This window comes from Vibrio sp. Vb2960, from assembly GCF_033337665.1.
GTDB classification, from domain to species: domain Bacteria; phylum Pseudomonadota; class Gammaproteobacteria; order Enterobacterales; family Vibrionaceae; genus Vibrio; species Vibrio alginolyticus.
Window position 1 is genome coordinate 1 of record NZ_JAWORD010000028.1, and the last position, 16526, is coordinate 16526.

The window sequence follows — 16526 nt, forward strand, 5'->3', positions numbered from 1 at the left end:
AACTCTTCAATTTAAGATTTTGTTCGGCTCAATGAATACTGAACATTACATAAAGTAATGTTTGAATTGACTGTGCTCTTATTGGTTTTTACTTTTTAAAAAGTAAAACAAAACAGCTCAAGGCTGCTTCCCAATTCGAATGGTCACTTCGTTTCATTGAAACCTAATTTGAAGCCTAAGCTTCTAATTGGATTATCATCAACGAGTGCCCACACAGATTGATAGGTCTATATTGTTAAAGAGCAACTCTTCTTTGTGATTGACATCACTTCGGAAGAGGCGGCCATTCTAGCGAGATAATTTATTGTGTCAAACACTTTCTTCAAATTATTTCGTTTTTCTTTTCAGCCTTATCAACTTCGCTTAAACCCTTGTGAGCCCTTGCCCTGTCGACGAGGAGGCATTATAGAGATCGCGCTCACATTGGCAAGTGTTATTTTTCAAAAATTGCAAAAATAATGGTTAAACGATGAGTTTTCGATCAAACCTTTATTTATTCAACTTTACCCCAAACTCTCACACAACTTATCCACAGAGTTGTTCTTTGAGACGTATTTTTCAAGTACCATAAATAAAGAAAGCTGCTTTATTGCAGCTATCTTTATTAAACTTAACCTAAACTCTATTTAAAGAGTATTATGGCTATATGCCAGACCCATCTTGTTCGGAGCCATCATCTTCGTGTAGGCCACATTCTCGCTTTAAGCCAAAGAATCGAGTTTCTTCCTCTGACATTCCCGGCTCCCATTTACGAGTGGTATGTGTATCACCAACTGAAAGGTAACCTTCATCCCACAACGGGTGGTATTTAAGGCCGTGTTGTTCTAAGTAGTAATGAACGTCTTTATTAGTCCAATCAATTACTGGTAGAAATTTAAACACACCGTTCTGAATTGATAGAATCGGTAAACCTGCACGAGATTTACTTTGCTCTCGACGCAGTCCAGAGAACCACGTTCCAACATTAAGCTCTTTTAACGCTCGACGCATCGGCTCAACTTTATTGAGCTTGTTGTATTTTTCAATTCCCTCTACACCCTGATCCCATAATTTTCCATATCGGGCTTCTTGCCAATTCGCACTTTCTTTGGCTCGATAAACTTTTAAATTTAGGTTGAGAGCACCTGTCAGCTCATCGATAAATCGGTACGTCTCAGCAAACAGGTAACCAGTATCGGTTAGAATGACGGGGATGTCCGCTTTGGCGCGAGTAACTAAATGAAGCATAACCGCGGCTTGAATACCAAAACTAGAAGAAACCGCGAACTCGCCTTCTAGATTATCTAAAGCCCACGCTACTCTCTCTTGTGCTGAAAGCTTTTCGAGCTCGACATTAATTTGAGCAAGACGGAGGATTTGCTCCGTCTTTGTTAATGTCAGTAACTCTGTGAGCTCCAGCTTGGATGCTACAGAATCAAGCATGAAAGTCCCTCTTTGATACGAGCACTTCTTGGATAATGCCAGCACGAATAGTGAAATCGCCAAAGGCTTCGCCTTCTTCACGCTCTTTCGACCATCGAGCCACCAGCAGATCAATCTCTTCTAAGATTTGCTTATCCGTGATGTTCTCTTTATACATTTTTGGTACTCGAGTACCGGCACGGTTACCACCTAGGTGCAAGTTGTAACGACCCGGCGCTTTGCCAACTAGACCAATTTCAGCCAACATTGCGCGACCACAACCATTTGGACACCCAGTTACACGCAAAATGATGTTGTCATTTTCTGGTAGGTTGTGCTTCTCCAGAATCCCCTCAACATCAGTAACAAACTGAGGAAGGAAACGTTCAGCTTCTGCCATCGCTAGCGGACAAGTTGGAAAAGCAACACAAGCCATTGAGTTCTTACGCTGTTCACTTACGCCGTCGTCCATTAAGCCATGTTCACGAGCGATCTTTTCAATCTTCGCTTTTTCGTTTTTAGGTACACCCGCAACAATTAGGTTTTGGTTTGCTGTCATGCGGAAATCGCCTTTGTGGATTTTGGCAATTTCAGCAACACCCGTCTTAAGTGGTTTACCTGGAAAGTCTAATAAGCGACCATTTTCGATGAAAAGCGCTAAATGATATTTACCATCAATTCCTTCTACCCAGCCAATACGGTCACCACGTTCTGTGAATTCATATGGACGGCTTTGCTCAAACTTAACACCAGCACGTTTCTCGACTTCCGCTTTAAAGACATCGCTACCTACACGATCCAATGTGTATTTGGTTTTTGCGTTCTTACGGTTTGAACGGTTACCCCAGTCGCGCTGAGTTGTTACTACAGCTGCGGCAACATCAAGTGTCTTGTCCAGCGGAATAAAGCCAAAGTCGTCAGCGCGGCGCGGATAAGTTGATGTATCGCCATGCGTCATCGCTAAGCCGCCGCCGACCAGGACGTTAAAACCAACCAGCTTGCCGTTATCTGCAATCGCTACGAAGTTGAGATCGTTAGCGTGTACATCTACGTCATTTTGCGGTGGGATAACCACTGTGGTTTTAAACTTACGTGGTAAGTAGTTCTTGCCTAGAATCGGTTCGTCTTCTTCCGTGCTTTCTACTTTTTCACCGTCTAGCCAAATCTCTGCATAAGCGCGTGTTTTCGGAAGCAGGTGTTCACTGATTCTCTTCGCCCATTCGTAAGCTTCTTGGTGTAACTCTGACTCCACTGGATTAGTGGTACACAACACGTTACGGTTTACATCACCCGCGGTTGCAATCGAATCAATGCCAATACTGTTGAGCGTTTGATGCATCAACTTAATATTCGGTTTTAATACCCCATGAAACTGGAACGTTTGGCGAGTCGTCAGACGAATACTTCCATATAAAGAGTGCTCCGTTGCGAACTTGTCGATCGCTAACCATTGCGTTGGCGTGATGATGCCTCCAGGCATACGAGCACGAAGCATCACATTATGTAATGGTTCCAGTTTTTGCTTTGTGCGTTCATTACGGATATCACGATCGTCTTGTTGATACATACCGTGGAAACGAATTAACTGGAAGTTGTCGGCAGTAAAGCCACCAGTAATACGGTCCTGTAAATCTTGCTCAATGGTGCCACGTAATAAGTTGCTTTCTCGCTTCAGGCGCTCGTTATCAGATAGCGGCCCTAACTCTTCACCTAATACAACCTGCTTATTATTGTCCGTAGAAAAAGTCATTAGTACACATCCCTCTGATAACGTTTCGCTTTACGTAGGTCATTAATAAATTGTTCTGCATCGTCACGCGGCATCTTGCCTTCTTGTTCAGCAACGATAACCAATGCGTCGTGCACATCTTTTGCCATACGCGTTGCATCACCGCAGACATAGATATAAGCGCCTTCTTGGATCCACTGCCACACTTGAGCTGCGTTTTCTAAGATGCGATGTTGTACGTAAACCTTTTCTACTTGGTCACGACTAAAGGCAACATCCAATCGGCTTAGTACTCCTGACTTGAGATACTTTTGCCATTCCACTTGGTATAAGAAGTCTTGAGTGAACGTGCGATCACCAAAGAACAACCAGTTTTTGCCTTCAGCATCACGGTTTTCACGTTCCTGAATAAAGCTTCGGAATGGTGCGATCCCTGTGCCAGGACCAACCATGATAATTGGAGTGCTATCATCTTCCGGCAGTTTAAAGTTGTTGTTATGCTCAACAAATACTTTAACTTCATCTCCCTCTTCGAGACGCTGTGCTAAGAAACTAGACGCTCCACCATATCGTTTTTCGTCGTTTTGTTCGTACTCAACCAAAGCAACCGTTAGGTGTACTTCTTCATCGACCTCTTCTTGGCTTGATGCAATAGAGTAAAGGCGTGGAGTAAGACGACGAAGCAAACCAATCAATTCATCTGCGGTTAACTTGGTTTTCTTTTCTGCCAGTACATCAACGATTTGAGTATTTGCAGAGTACTCGCGAAGCTTATCTTTATCTTCAACTAACTTTTGTAGTTTCTTGCTACCGGATAACTCGGCAAACTTTGTGATGAGCTGTGGGTTAGATGTTGTGATTTCATATTTACTCACAAGAGCACTGTGGATTGACAAGCTTTCACCATCAACGTCAACAGTCTCAACCCCAGACAAACCGACCTTACCAAGAATGGCATTTGCAAGTTCCGAGCTATTTTCAAACCACACACCTAGTGCATCACCTGGCTGATACGTTAAGCCCGAGCCTTCTAAGTCGATTTCTATATGACGAACGTCTTTTCCAGAGTCACGGCCCGTGATTTTTTGACAGGTCAGTAACGTCGCAGTGTACGGATTTTGTTTATTGTAAGGAGAGTGCGCAGTCGCAGCTTGACCCACAGGAAGTTGAACCACATCCGCTTCAGAGCCAGAAGACAGTGTATCTTTTACCTTGTCTAACGCATTCTTACGCCATTCAGTTGCAGGGGCTTCATAATCCACATCGCAATCAAGACGCTCGATAAATGGAGTCGCGCCTAGCTTTGATAGGTAAGTGTCGAAGTCTTTACCGGTCTGACAGAAGAACTCGTAGCTAGAATCTCCCAATGCAATAACACCATATTGCAGGTTTGGCAGCTTAGGAGCCTTCTTCGATTGCAAAAACTCATGTAGCTCAATGGCATTGTCTGGCGCTTCGCCTTCGCCGTTAGTCGATGCCACAATAATGACATGCGTTTCTTTGGCTAAGTTTTTACCTTTGTAATCGCTTGCATCAAAAAGTTCGACTGCAATTCCTTCTGCTTTTGCTTCCTGTTCCAGAGCTTCAGCAACACCTTTAGCATTGCCCGTTTGGGAAGCAAAAATAATACTCAACTTACCTGCTGGCTTCGCTGATACGGCTGCCGTTGCTTGTGCAATTGGCGTTACCGCTGTGTTTGATTGATTTTGAGCTAATCCCCAAAAATACCCACTGACCCAAGCAAGTTGCTGTGAAGACAACTCAGAGACAGTTTGTTGGAGTGAGCCAATTTGTTGGTCATTCAGAGGGCTTGCGATTGGAGGATTTCCTCCTTGCCCATTATTATCTTCAGACACATTCTTGTGAGAATACTCATTCTTTTGAAAAGACATTATCACGACATCCCTATTCATTGCGTGACGATAGAGTACCCACTCTCCTTAATAACAAGAAAGAATAGAAGTGAATGTTTTATAACTTTTTGGAAGTAAGAACGGCTTACTTTTTGCTCATCGATCTTCAATGCGGACTTGTTGAAAGCCTACTGCCATTGCCGATTTTGACGCAGTATCCAAATCTTCATAAAGACATTCTTCGCCGTGACTGTCCGTTAGAAAAACAAAACCACCGCGCGCATGTCTGAACTCTACAACCCAACCACCCTCTTGGATTGCAGGCTCAATAATCGCTTCGATAAGCTGATTTTCACGGAATAGATGTCTTAGTTCATTTATTGTCATCGCTATCCCTGCTTTAACTTTCACATTGCTCCTCGGTAAGCATGGTCTAAGTCAGCCAAATAGGGAGAAATTTCGATTAGATATAATGAAGTGATATAAAAAAACGCCGCTTATAAAGCGACGTTTTAAGTAAATCGAATATCTAACATGGCTGAATTTAGAACGCGTATTCCGCACTCACAAAGAAGCCGTTAGCAAAAATAAACTCTTTCCCTAGATCCGACATGAATTTATCGGACTCTAAATCAATCACACGGTAACCTCCACGAAAAGCCAGTCGAGCTTTTTCGAGCGGTACATTGTATTGAACACCTGCCATGAAATCGGTGCTTTTGATACCTTTGTTGTCACCAAAGTTTATCTCACCAATCACATCAAAGTTTGTATCCGGAACTTGAATTTCTGCGTAACCATACCAAGCCCAAATCAGCTCATCAAATTCTTCTACACGCCTGCTTGAGCCAGCATCAATGTATTTAGTGTCACTTAAATTACTGAACGTGAGACCCGCATCAAAGTGCAATAAATCATGCTCTAGAACGTGGTAATACAAGGTTAAATCGAGCTTATCGAACCCCATGTAATCCGCATCAACACTTGAGTAACGAAGGCGCGCATTAGGGACATATTTAACATCATGTTCAATCGCCGCGTAAAAAGTGCCTGCGGTACTGCTATCTCGTCTCACTTCATTAACTTTAGTGTCGGCAGCCCATACCTCTGCGCCGACTTTTGTCGATACAGAGTACTCTGCAAAAACAGGAAAAGATACTGCCAACGATAATGCCGTTAAAGCGATGTTCGCTTTATTTGTCATGTAGTATTTACTCCGAGATAGCTGATATTCACGTAGAGGACGTGAGAGGAAATATACCATATTCTCACGCCTCTCCATCAACTAAATGATGTTACTCATTATTTATAGCGGGGCTGAGCGACGTAATTCTTGAAGAACCAAATACCCAATGCAATCACGATTAACCATGGTAATAGTTTGAGTACCGCTCCAACCATTCCCAGTAAAAACATCACAACTAACGCAATACCAGTTGCTGCGAATACGGTCATCATTGTGATACCCGTAACCAACAAGGTCGCCGCAAAGACTAAAATAAAGATTAGCTCCAACATAATCACTTCTCCATTTGTTTTCAATAAACAGAGCAGTTTCCATACCAACTTACAGATGCGGAGATAAGTCAATGATTTTTAATAAAAAATAAAGCCAGAGGCATTTCTGCACCCTGGCTTTATCATTCTTTAGTTGGTAATTTTAGCCATTCACTGGCGAATTTTACACATTCAATTCTTTTGGAATCTTAGCTAGCGCGTCTTGCAATACTTCTAGACCAGAACCTGGTTTGTGCGCATTTTCACTGATATGACGACGCCATTGACGAGCACCGGGCATGCTTTGGAACAAACCTAACATGTGACGGGTAATGTGACCAAGGTACGCACCTTTCGCTAATTGCGCTTCAATGTATGGGTACATCTCTTCAACAATTTCGCTGCGTTTCTTCACTGGAGCGTTAGAGCCAAACAACTCTTGGTCTACCGATGCCAGTAGATATGGGCTTTGGTATGCTTCACGACCAATCATCACACCGTCAAGATGCTGAAGATGTGCTTTTGCTTCTTCTAATGACTTCACGCCACCGTTAATCGCAATCGTTAGGTGTGAGAAGTCTTGCTTCAATTGGTAAGCGCGTGGGTAATCCAATGGTGGGATCTCGCGGTTTTCTTTTGGGCTTAAACCACTTAACCAAGCTTTACGAGCATGGATAGTGAACTGCTCACAGCCACCCTTTTCTGAAACAATAGAAACGAAATCCGTTAGGAACTCGTAAGAATCTTGATCATCAATACCAATGCGAGTCTTGACTGTTACAGGGATATCGACCACGTCTTTCATTGCTGCGACACAATCCGCAACTAACTGCGGTTCAGCCATCAGGCAAGCACCGAAGCGACCGTTTTGTACGCGGTCAGATGGACACCCCACATTTAGGTTAATCTCATCGTAGCCACGCTCTTGCGCTAGCTTGGCACACGTAGCCAAATCTGCTGGGTTTGAACCACCAAGTTGAAGGGCTAACGGATGCTCTTCTTCGTTATAAGCCAGGAAATCTCCTTTTCCATGAATGATCGCACCTGTCGTCACCATTTCAGTGTACAGCAGGGTTTCTTTGGTCATTAAGCGATGGAAGTAGCGACAATGACGATCAGTCCAATCTAACATTGGTGCTACGGAGAGCCTGCAAGAATGAGTCATGATATAAACACCCGTTTTTATGTTGCCAAGGTCGAGCGCAGCAGTACGCTCAAAAAATAAGTCGGGTATTGTATACCCAAGCACCTCTGGGTGCTAGTTTCAGCGAGAATGATTTGGTTGGCTGGCTAGCCAAATGCTTAGGAATACGCAGAAGTAATACGAATCTGTCACTCGTTGATTCATTCTGTGATGATTATTCCGCCTTCACACCACCACCGACTTGCTTTAATTCATGATTTTCGTTCTGATAGTGGGTAAAATGAAGCATTTCTAAACGAACTTCGTATAGAAATGATTTATCATAGAGCACGTCCGATAGTTATGGTGAAAGGTTTGAACCCAACAATCATTGAACAAATTGAAAGTATCTGCGCAGAGCGTGGAGTACGACTGACTCCGCAACGCCGACGCGTATTTGAACTCATTTGTTCTAATCGCCGCGCCTCAAGTGCGTATGAGCTATTGGAGCAACTAAAAGAGAGTGAGCCTCAGGCTAAGCCGCCCACTGTTTATCGAGCATTAGATTTTCTCCTAGAGCAAGGCTTCATCCACCGAGTGGAATCGACAAATAGCTTTATTACTTGTTGTTCTTTCAATACTCAGCAGCACTTTTTCCAATTACTAATTTGCGATAAATGTGGTGATGTCGTTGAACTCGAAGATGAGACGCTGATATCCTTGTTAGCCGAAAACGCCGAGAAGCATGGATTCAAACTGACCAACCAAGTTATTGAAACTCATGGTGAATGCCAGGCCTGTTCCTCCGAGACGAAAGAAAAAGTATAGAAGAACGTTATGCGCGCTGAATTTGTAAACCCGTTTTTAGCTTCTTTAATGAACGTGCTAAAAACTATGGCTTCTCTTGAGCTGAAGCCACAAAAACCGCGAATCAAAAAAGATGAGATCGCACGAGGTGACGTTTCTGGTCTGATTGGTATGGTAGGCCCACAAACTCGTGGTTCAATGTCGATCACCTTTGATGAAGCACTCGCCCTAGAAATCATGCAGAACATGCTTGGTGAACGTCCAAATGGGCTCAATGAAGAAGTGACCGATATGGTGGGTGAGATCACCAACATGGTTACTGGTGGTGCGAAACGCATTCTGGCGGAAAGTGGTTTTGACTTTGATATGGCAACACCGGTTGTGGTTTCGGGCCGAGGTCATACGATTCGCCACAAGTGTGAAGGCTCAATTATTATCATGCCTTTCTCTTCCCAATGGGGAAATGCCTTTATCGAAATTTGCTTCGAATAAAAGAGAAAAAATAGGTTGGCACTGGCCAACCTATTTTGTTTTTGCCTCAGGCAATAAAAAGGTCAGCATTTGCTGACCTTTTCTTTATCTATTCAAACATTAAGCTTTGAACGCTTTAAATGCGTTGATTAGACCGTTTGTTGAGCTGTCATGCGAGCTGATTTGAGACTCGTCTGCAAGCTCAGGTAGGATTTGGTTAGCCAGTTGTTTACCTAGCTCCACGCCCCACTGGTCAAAGCTGAAGATATTCCAGATAACACCTTGTACGAAAATTTTGTGTTCGTACATTGCGATCAAGTTACCTAGCGTACGAGGCGTGATTTGCTTCACTAGAATAGAGTTTGTTGGACGGTTACCTTCAAACACTTTGAATGGCGCAATCGCTGCCACTTCTTCAGCATTCTTACCTACTTTCACCAACTCTTCTTTCACGGTTTCTTCATTTTTACCAAACGCTAGAGCTTCAGTTTGCGCGAAGAAGTTAGACATCAGTTTTTGGTGATGATCGCTAGCTGGGTTGTGGCTAATTGCAGGTGCAATGAAGTCACATGGGATAAGCTTAGTACCTTGGTGAATTAGCTGGTAGAACGCGTGCTGACCGTTGGTACCTGGTTCACCCCAAATGATTGGGCCTGTTTGGTAAGTTACAGCATTGCCGTCACGGTCAACGTATTTACCGTTTGATTCCATGTTGCCTTGCTGGAAATATGCTGCAAAACGGTGCATGTATTGATCGTAAGGTAGGATAGCTTCTGACTCCGCACCGTGGAAGTTGTTGTACCAAATACCAATCAAAGCAAGAATCACTGGAATATTGCTTTCTAGATCTGTTGATACGAAGTGCTTGTCCATCTCGTGAGCACCATCAAGCAACTCAACAAAGTTGTCGAAACCTACTGCTAGTGCAATTGATAGACCGATCGCAGACCATAGTGAGTAACGGCCACCAACCCAGTCCCAGAATTCAAACATGTTCGCTGTATCGATACCAAATTCAGACACGGCTGTCGCGTTTGTTGAAAGCGCAGCAAAGTGTTTAGCCACATGAGCCTGATCACCCGCAGATTCTAGGAACCAATCACGAGCAGTGTGCGCGTTAGTCATGGTTTCTTGCGTTGTAAACGTCTTAGACGCGATCAAGAATAACGTCGTTTCTGGGTTAACTTTCTTCAACGTTTCAACGATGTGTGTACCATCAACGTTAGATACGAAGTGAAGGTTTAGATGATTTTTGTATGGCGCTAGAGCTTCCGTCACCATGTAAGGGCCAAGGTCAGAACCGCCGATACCGATGTTCACAATATCAGTAATTGCTTTGCCTGTGTAACCTTTCCATTCACCGCCGATAACGCGCTCAGTGAATGATTTCATTTTTTCTAGAACCGCGTTCACTGCTGGCATTACGTCTTCGCCGTCTACCATAACTGGAGTATTAGCGCGGTTACGTAGTGCAGTGTGAAGAACAGCGCGACCTTCTGTTTGGTTGATCGCTTCACCACTGAACATCGCTTCAATTGCAGATTTCAGCTCGGTCTCTTTCGCAAGAGCAAACAGGTGCTTCAGAGTTTCCTCATTGATGAGGTTCTTTGAGTAATCGACTAGGATGTCTGAGCCGAAACGTGCAGAGTATTTGTCGAAACGCGCTGCGTCTTGAGCAAACAGCTCTTTAAGATCCATATCTTGTGCAGATTCGAAATGCGCCGTTAGCGCTTTCCAAGCTTGTGTTTGCGTTGGATTGATATTTTTCAACATGGTCTTTATCCCGATGTTACAGTAGGTTCCATTCCTTACAGTCTAGCGAAAACTGTGGAATCCCCGATTTAGCAAATAGAATATAAATTAGATGTTTGGGCAAATGGCCACAAAACAAGTCTTTGTAATTTTTTTTCAGGCGACAATTATGAACGAGAGCTTTTACACTCACATTGAGTTAGGTCACGTTCCCTGCCCTGAAATTGAACAATTCATTTACGATGACAAGAATCATATCATTTACTAATGACAGGCTCTAATTGGAATAGGATAGACGCCAATTTATAAATTTCCAAAGGAACACGTATGTGGGCACAAAAAACACTGCAATTAAAAGCGAGATGCCGCGGTTTTCACCTGATAACTGATGAAATTGAACAACAATTACCACAAATAAACGAACTTTCAGTAGGTTTATTACACTTATTTATTCAGCACACCTCCGCCAGTTTGACCTTAAATGAGAATGCTGATCCAACCGTGCGTATGGACATGGAAGCGCACTTCAATAAGTTTGTGCCAGAGCGTGCTCCTTATTATCAGCACACCTATGAAGGTGACGACGACATGCCGGCACATATTAAAGCATCACTGCTTGGCAGTAGTGTGACGGTACCAATCCAAAATGGTCGATTAGCTTTAGGAACATGGCAAGGTATTTACTTGGGTGAGCATCGAGACTTTGGTGGCGGCCGCCGCGTTATTGCTACGATTAACGGTGAGTAGATAAAACAAAGGCTAACCTTGGGTTAGCCTTTCGTTGTTTATTTTGAGTATTCCATCTCGACGCGAGGCGTTAGCTTAGTCACGAGTTCATACGCAATCGTACCAATGTGACCCGCCACTTCTTCTACTGGGAGCTCTTTCCCCCAAAGAATCGCTTCGTCGCTGACTTTATCCGTTGCGTCTGGTCCCAAATCGACCGTCAGCATATCCATGGAAACTCGACCTGCAATAGGTACTTTACGGCCATTAACCCACACCGGCGTACCGTTTGGAGCACTTCTTGGGTAACCGTCGCCATACCCTACAGCGATGACCCCAACTTTTGTATCTCGCTCACTGGTCCAAATACCACCGTAGCCAACACTTTCGCCCTTCTTCACTTCACGTACCGCAATAAGGTGGGATTTAAGTGTCATAACAGGTTGATACCCAAGATCTTGCGCCGTTTTGTCATCGAATGGCGACACACCATACATGATAATACCCGGACGAACCCAATCTAAATGGCTTTGAGGCCATGCCAATAACCCCGCAGATGCCGCCAGTGAACGTTCCCCTTGGCAACCAGAAGTCAACGATTTAAACAGCTCAATCTGTTGTGGGGTAATATCGCTATCCAGCTCATCTGCACAGCCAAAGTGGCTCATGTAACGCAACGGTTTCGCTACATTTGGACACTCCTTCAGCCGCGTTACAAACTCGTCATATTGTTCAGGACGAACCCCAAGGCGGTGCATGCCACTGTCAATCTTCAGCCACACGACAACCGGAGTTTCAAGGTCTGCTTGCTCCAAGGCGATAAGCTGCTCTTCACAGTGCACCACGGTTTGGATGTTGTTCGTCACAAGAACAGGTAAATCACCAGGAGAGTAAAAACCTTCTAGCAATAGAATCGGCTTTACTACTCCACAAGCGCGCAGTTGCAATGCTTCTTCAATGCGAGCCACGCCAAACGCATCCGCATGGTTAGCATGTTTTGCGACATGACGTAATCCGTGACCATAACCATTGGCCTTGACGACAGCCATCACTTTACTTTGTGGCGCTTGAGCTTTTACGCGCTGTAAGTTGTGCTGCAACGCAGACAAATCAATGCACGCCTTGGCCGCTTTCATATAGCTCATGGAATTACTCATCATCAATATCGAATGCAGGGCCCGCGTAGTTGTCGAAACGCGAATGTTGACCTTGGAAAGTGAGGCGAACAGAGCCTATAGGACCGTTACGCTGTTTACCAATAATGATTTCGGCCGTACCTTTGTACGGACTATCTGGGTGATAAACCTCATCACGGTAGATGAACATGATCAAGTCGGCATCCTGCTCGATGGAACCGGATTCACGCAAGTCCGAGTTTACTGGTCGTTTATCCGCACGTTGCTCTAGGGAACGGTTTAGCTGCGACAGTGCCACAACAGGCACATTTAGCTCTTTTGCCAGCGCCTTAAGAGAGCGAGAGATCTCAGCAATCTCAAGAGTACGGTTGTCGGTTAACGAAGGCACGCGCATCAACTGAAGGTAGTCGACCATGATCATCGATAGACCGCCATGTTCACGAGCAATACGGCGAGCGCGCGAACGCACTTCGGTCGGAGTTAGGCCAGAGCTATCATCAATGTACATATTTTTCTTCTGCATCAGGATACCCATAGTAGAAGAAATACGCGCCCAATCTTCGTCATCTAGCTGACCCGTACGGATCTTGGTTTGGTCAACACGAGACAAAGAGGCCAACATACGCATCATCAACTGTTCAGCTGGCATCTCTAACGAGAAAATAAGTACGGGCTTTTCTTGTTGCATGGCCGCATTTTCACACAAGTTCATCGCAAAGGTCGTTTTACCCATCGATGGACGCGCTGCGACAATCACCAAATCAGAGCCTTGCAAACCTGCGGTTTTCTTATTGAGATCGGTGAAACCGGTATCGACCCCCGTAACACCATCTTGTGGCGTTTTATACAACAACTCGATACGTTCTAACGTCTTTTCGAGGATGTTGTCGACGTTTTGTGGTCCTTCGTTTTCACTAGTTCGAGACTCGGCGATAGCAAAAACTTTACTCTCCGCCATGTCTATTAAATCTTCAGAACTGCGACCTTGAGGGTCATAGCCCGCGTCCGCAATTTCATTCGCGACACCAATAAGGCCACGAACAATCGCACGCTCAGCGACAATATCAGCATACGCATTGATGTTAGCTGCACTTGGCGTATTCTTCGCCAAGTCAGCGAGGTAAGCAAAACCGCCTACATCTTCTAACAACTCGTGACGCTCTAGATATTCCGATAAAGTAATAAGATCGAGAGGTTTACCCGCTTCAAGAATGGTTTTTACACCTTCAAAAATCAGGCGGTGTGGACGACTATAGAAATCGCTGCTCACAACACGTTCGGCAACGGTGTCCCAACGTTCATTATCCAGTAAAAGACCACCAATTACTGATTGCTCGGCTTCTAGTGAGTGAGGTGGCACTTTGATTGCGTCGACCTGACTGTCTGAAGGTTTGCGATTTCTGTTTTCCGCCATGACTTTGCTCGATAACTACTATTGACCCACGATTATAACCTTAACCTAACTGAGATGCTTCCCCGAAGCGACAATTACTTGTTAAGAAATCATCATGTGAACCACCCGGGTAATAGCCTGGTTCTTCCGTCTAGCTCTAATAAAAATTAACCTACCATTGACCCAACCAAATATCTGTATCAGTATCATGCCCCTCCTTTTTGATTACGTTCGAGGTTGATGTGTCCCGATACTGGTTACTTAGCTTTAGCCTACTGTGCGCTAGTGCATCGTATGCTGACGAATCAGTACAGCCAGAGCAAAATATTGATGTACCCGACCCACTAAAAACCGAGGTGGAGTTCGGCTATCAAGCTCACACAGGTAACACGGACTCTCGTTCCCTGAATGCTCGTTTGAGTGCTGAATATACGTCAGGTCGACACCGTTCTAATGGTGAATGGAAGTACTACAACTTGTACAAAGACGGTGAAGAAGACAAACGCTCATCCACCTACTCCCTACAGAGTGACTACAAGTTAGGCCCTAAGACATATTTGTATGGCAGCTTTAAAGGGGTGGATTCTCGCTACAGTGCTTATTTTAAAGACTATACGTTGTCAGGTGGTTTGGGTTACCAGTTCTCCTACACTGAGAACTTCATTTTAGAGGTAGAGGTAGGCCCTGGTTTTCGCTATCAAGAGCCAAACTTAGACGAAATAGATGATGACGATATTGTCTTTCCCGATATCGTTAGAGAAGGCATTTTTCGAGGAAATATCAACACAACTTGGCATGCGTTGGATAATTTAAGTTTCGCAGCTGATATTACGTTGGTAACAGGTAGAAGTAACACACGTACTGATAGTGAACTCAGTGTAACCAATGATATTACTGAAGATATTGCACTGAAACTGGCGCACTCTCGTCAGTATCACGATAAAGTGCCTGAAGGCTTAAGCAAAGCGGACAGCGTATTTTCCGTTAATTTACTTTTCGCTTTTTAACCCTTTTTCTCTCAGTTTTAGAAATAAAAAAAGCACCTCCAAGGAGGTGCTTTTTAGTATTTCGTCTTGATACTGAATTACTCAGCAGCAACAACTTGTAGGTTAACTGTCGCGAAAACTTCAGAGTGAAGTTGAACGCTGATCTCGAACTCACCAGTGTTACGTAGAGCACCTTCAGGAAGGCGAACTTCGCTCTTAGCAACTTCAACGCCTGCAGCTGTGATAGCGTCAGCGATGTCACGAGTACCGATAGAACCGAATAGTTTGCCTTCGTCACCAGCTTTAGAAGCGATAACTACCGCTTCTAGAGCGTTAACTTTCTCTGCGCGAGCTTCTGCAGCAGCTAGTTGCTCAGCAACTTTAGCTTCTAGTTCAGCACGACGAGCTTCAAACATTTCAACGTTAGCTTTAGTTGCCATAACTGCTTTACCTTGTGGGATAAGGAAGTTACGAGCGTAGCCAGATTTAACGTTTGCAGTATCGCCAAGACCACCTAGGTTACCAATTTTATCAAGTAGAATAACTTGCATTGCTTAATCCTCTTTCTTAATAAAATGAACCGATTACTGATGCTTGTCAGTGTACGGTAGTAGAGCTAGGTAGCGTGAACGCTTGATAGCACGTGCTAGTTGACGCTGGTACTTAGCGCTTGTACCAGTGATACGGCTAGGTACGATTTTACCAGCTTCAGTGATGTAGTTTTTAAGAGTTGCTACGTCTTTGTAATCAATCTCTTGTACGCCTTCTGCAGTGAAACGGCAGAATTTACGACGACGGAAGAAACGAGCCATGGGCTATCTCCTGATCTTAAATTTGAGTAATGTTGTCGGCGTGTAACACTAATTTTCCCACGCCACTTCGGCCGGTTTGATAAGTGACAAAACCACTTACCTTAATGTTACTGCCTTGAACTAAATTCTGAGTTAGTGCTTGTGACCCAAGCCCGCTGACGACTACCGGCATACGACAATAAACTTGTCGAGGTAAGTCAGCTTCGATAATAGTAGAGCGATGCTCCAGCCAAAACCGACAGTGTTCAATGCCACCAGGGCTTTTACTACGAATGGGCGGTTTGGCAATGGTGCCGCTCAGCTCCATTCGATTGGCCATAAGAAAACTTACTCAGCAGCTTCTGACTTAGCTTCAGGCTTAGCTTCAGAACGCTCTTCACGACGTGGAGCACGCTCTTCTTTTTGCTTAAGCATGATAGATTGCTCAGTGATCGCTGCTTTAGTACGCATGATCATGTTACGTAGAACTGCATCGTTGAAACGGAAAGCAGTTTCTAGCTCATCAATTACAGCTTGGTCAGCTTCAACGTTCATAAGAACGTAGTGAGCTTTGTGAAGCTTGTTGATTGGGTAAGCCAGTTGACGACGGCCCCAGTCTTCTAGACGGTGGATTTTACCGCCAGCTTCAGTGATTGAACCAGTGTAACGCTCGATCATGCCAGCAACTTGCTCGCTTTGATCTGGGTGCACCATGAATACGATTTCGTAATGACGCATTGGTTGCTCCTTACGGATTATTCAGCTTCCACAAATGGCTCAGTCGTCCAGAGGAAGCAAGGAACTAAAGATAATTGACTGAGTTTAAGGAGCACGAATAGTACAGAAAGGGCGTAAAATAGG

The 16526-nt window shown here is 44.4% G+C and carries 18 protein-coding genes; 4 read left to right on the forward strand and 14 right to left on the reverse strand.

Features of this window, described 5'->3' with window-relative positions:
* Positions 1-642: 642 nt before the first annotated feature.
* From R7O03_RS19970 to dusA, 7 genes are all read right to left on the reverse strand, one after another.
* On the reverse strand, positions 643-1422 hold the full coding sequence (locus tag R7O03_RS19970; RefSeq protein ID WP_213970117.1) for a phosphoadenylyl-sulfate reductase: 780 nt from the start codon (positions 1420-1422) through the stop codon (positions 643-645).
* The gene (cysI, locus tag R7O03_RS19975; RefSeq protein ID WP_017821724.1) at positions 1415-3151 is read right to left on the reverse strand and encodes an assimilatory sulfite reductase (NADPH) hemoprotein subunit; all 1737 of its coding nucleotides are present in this window, start codon (positions 3149-3151) and stop codon (positions 1415-1417) included. The genes R7O03_RS19970 and cysI overlap by 8 nt, the downstream gene beginning before the upstream one ends.
* Positions 3151-5022, reverse strand: a complete 1872-nt coding sequence (locus R7O03_RS19980; protein ID WP_318131971.1) for an assimilatory sulfite reductase (NADPH) flavoprotein subunit — start codon at positions 5020-5022, stop codon at positions 3151-3153. The genes cysI and R7O03_RS19980 overlap by 1 nt, the downstream gene beginning before the upstream one ends.
* Positions 5023-5139: 117 nt before the next feature.
* On the reverse strand, positions 5140-5370 hold the full coding sequence (locus R7O03_RS19985; RefSeq protein WP_005381264.1) for a hypothetical protein: 231 nt from the start codon (positions 5368-5370) through the stop codon (positions 5140-5142).
* A gap of 157 nt (positions 5371-5527) precedes the next feature.
* Positions 5528-6187 (reverse strand): TIGR04219 family outer membrane beta-barrel protein, encoded by a 660-nt coding sequence (locus R7O03_RS19990; protein WP_005381265.1) that lies wholly within the window; start codon positions 6185-6187, stop codon positions 5528-5530.
* A 98-nt stretch (positions 6188-6285) separates the two neighbouring features.
* Entirely contained in the window at positions 6286-6501 is a 216-nt protein-coding gene (gene pspG, locus R7O03_RS19995; RefSeq protein ID WP_005381266.1) for an envelope stress response protein PspG, read from the reverse strand.
* Positions 6502-6664: 163 nt separating this feature from the next.
* On the reverse strand, positions 6665-7645 hold the full coding sequence (dusA, locus tag R7O03_RS20000) for a tRNA dihydrouridine(20/20a) synthase DusA (RefSeq protein WP_017821727.1): 981 nt from the start codon (positions 7643-7645) through the stop codon (positions 6665-6667).
* A gap of 321 nt (positions 7646-7966) precedes the next feature.
* Between dusA and zur the strand changes: the two genes are divergently transcribed.
* The gene (gene zur, locus R7O03_RS20005; protein ID WP_005381268.1) at positions 7967-8431 is read left to right on the forward strand and encodes a zinc uptake transcriptional repressor Zur; all 465 of its coding nucleotides are present in this window, start codon (positions 7967-7969) and stop codon (positions 8429-8431) included.
* A gap of 9 nt (positions 8432-8440) precedes the next feature.
* Positions 8441-8902: a chemotaxis protein CheX gene (locus tag R7O03_RS20010; protein WP_005381269.1), complete on the forward strand. Its 462-nt coding sequence runs from the start codon at positions 8441-8443 to the stop codon at positions 8900-8902.
* Between the two features lie 99 nt (positions 8903-9001).
* Here R7O03_RS20010 and pgi read toward each other — a convergent pair whose 3' ends face one another.
* Positions 9002-10654, reverse strand: coding sequence for a glucose-6-phosphate isomerase (pgi, locus tag R7O03_RS20015; RefSeq protein WP_005381270.1), 1653 nt, complete (start codon positions 10652-10654; stop codon positions 9002-9004).
* A gap of 306 nt (positions 10655-10960) precedes the next feature.
* Here pgi and R7O03_RS20020 point away from each other — a divergent pair, with 306 nt between their 5' ends.
* The gene (locus R7O03_RS20020; RefSeq protein ID WP_042523680.1) at positions 10961-11380 is read left to right on the forward strand and encodes a secondary thiamine-phosphate synthase enzyme YjbQ; all 420 of its coding nucleotides are present in this window, start codon (positions 10961-10963) and stop codon (positions 11378-11380) included.
* A 38-nt stretch (positions 11381-11418) separates the two neighbouring features.
* On the opposite strand, the gene alr is transcribed toward R7O03_RS20020, so the two are convergent.
* Both alr and R7O03_RS20030 read right to left on the reverse strand, forming a co-directional pair.
* A complete protein-coding gene (alr, locus tag R7O03_RS20025) occupies positions 11419-12495 on the reverse strand; it encodes an alanine racemase (RefSeq protein WP_031777284.1) in 1077 nt (358 codons plus the stop codon).
* A gap of 13 nt (positions 12496-12508) precedes the next feature.
* Positions 12509-13909 carry a replicative DNA helicase gene (locus R7O03_RS20030; RefSeq protein ID WP_005382759.1) on the reverse strand — a complete coding sequence of 467 codons (1401 nt, stop codon included), beginning with the start codon at positions 13907-13909 and terminating at the stop codon, positions 12509-12511.
* A 221-nt stretch (positions 13910-14130) separates the two neighbouring features.
* On the opposite strand from R7O03_RS20030, the gene R7O03_RS20035 reads away from it, so the two are divergent.
* Positions 14131-14895, forward strand: a complete 765-nt coding sequence (locus R7O03_RS20035; protein ID WP_005381276.1) for a DUF481 domain-containing protein — start codon at positions 14131-14133, stop codon at positions 14893-14895.
* A gap of 77 nt (positions 14896-14972) precedes the next feature.
* On the opposite strand, the gene rplI is transcribed toward R7O03_RS20035, so the two are convergent.
* From rplI to rpsF, 4 genes are read right to left on the reverse strand one after another with little or no spacing between them, the layout of a single operon-like run.
* Entirely contained in the window at positions 14973-15425 is a 453-nt protein-coding gene (gene rplI / locus R7O03_RS20040; protein WP_005382760.1) for a 50S ribosomal protein L9, read from the reverse strand.
* 33 nt (positions 15426-15458) lie between these two features.
* Complete coding sequence (rpsR, locus tag R7O03_RS20045; protein WP_000090472.1) at positions 15459-15686, reverse strand: 30S ribosomal protein S18; 228 nt, start codon at positions 15684-15686, stop codon at positions 15459-15461.
* Positions 15687-15702: 16 nt separating this feature from the next.
* Positions 15703-16005, reverse strand: coding sequence for a primosomal replication protein N (priB, locus tag R7O03_RS20050; RefSeq protein WP_064368812.1), 303 nt, complete (start codon positions 16003-16005; stop codon positions 15703-15705).
* A gap of 8 nt (positions 16006-16013) precedes the next feature.
* Positions 16014-16403 (reverse strand): 30S ribosomal protein S6, encoded by a 390-nt coding sequence (rpsF, locus tag R7O03_RS20055; protein ID WP_005381299.1) that lies wholly within the window; start codon positions 16401-16403, stop codon positions 16014-16016.
* Between the last annotated feature and the right edge of the window lie 123 nt (positions 16404-16526).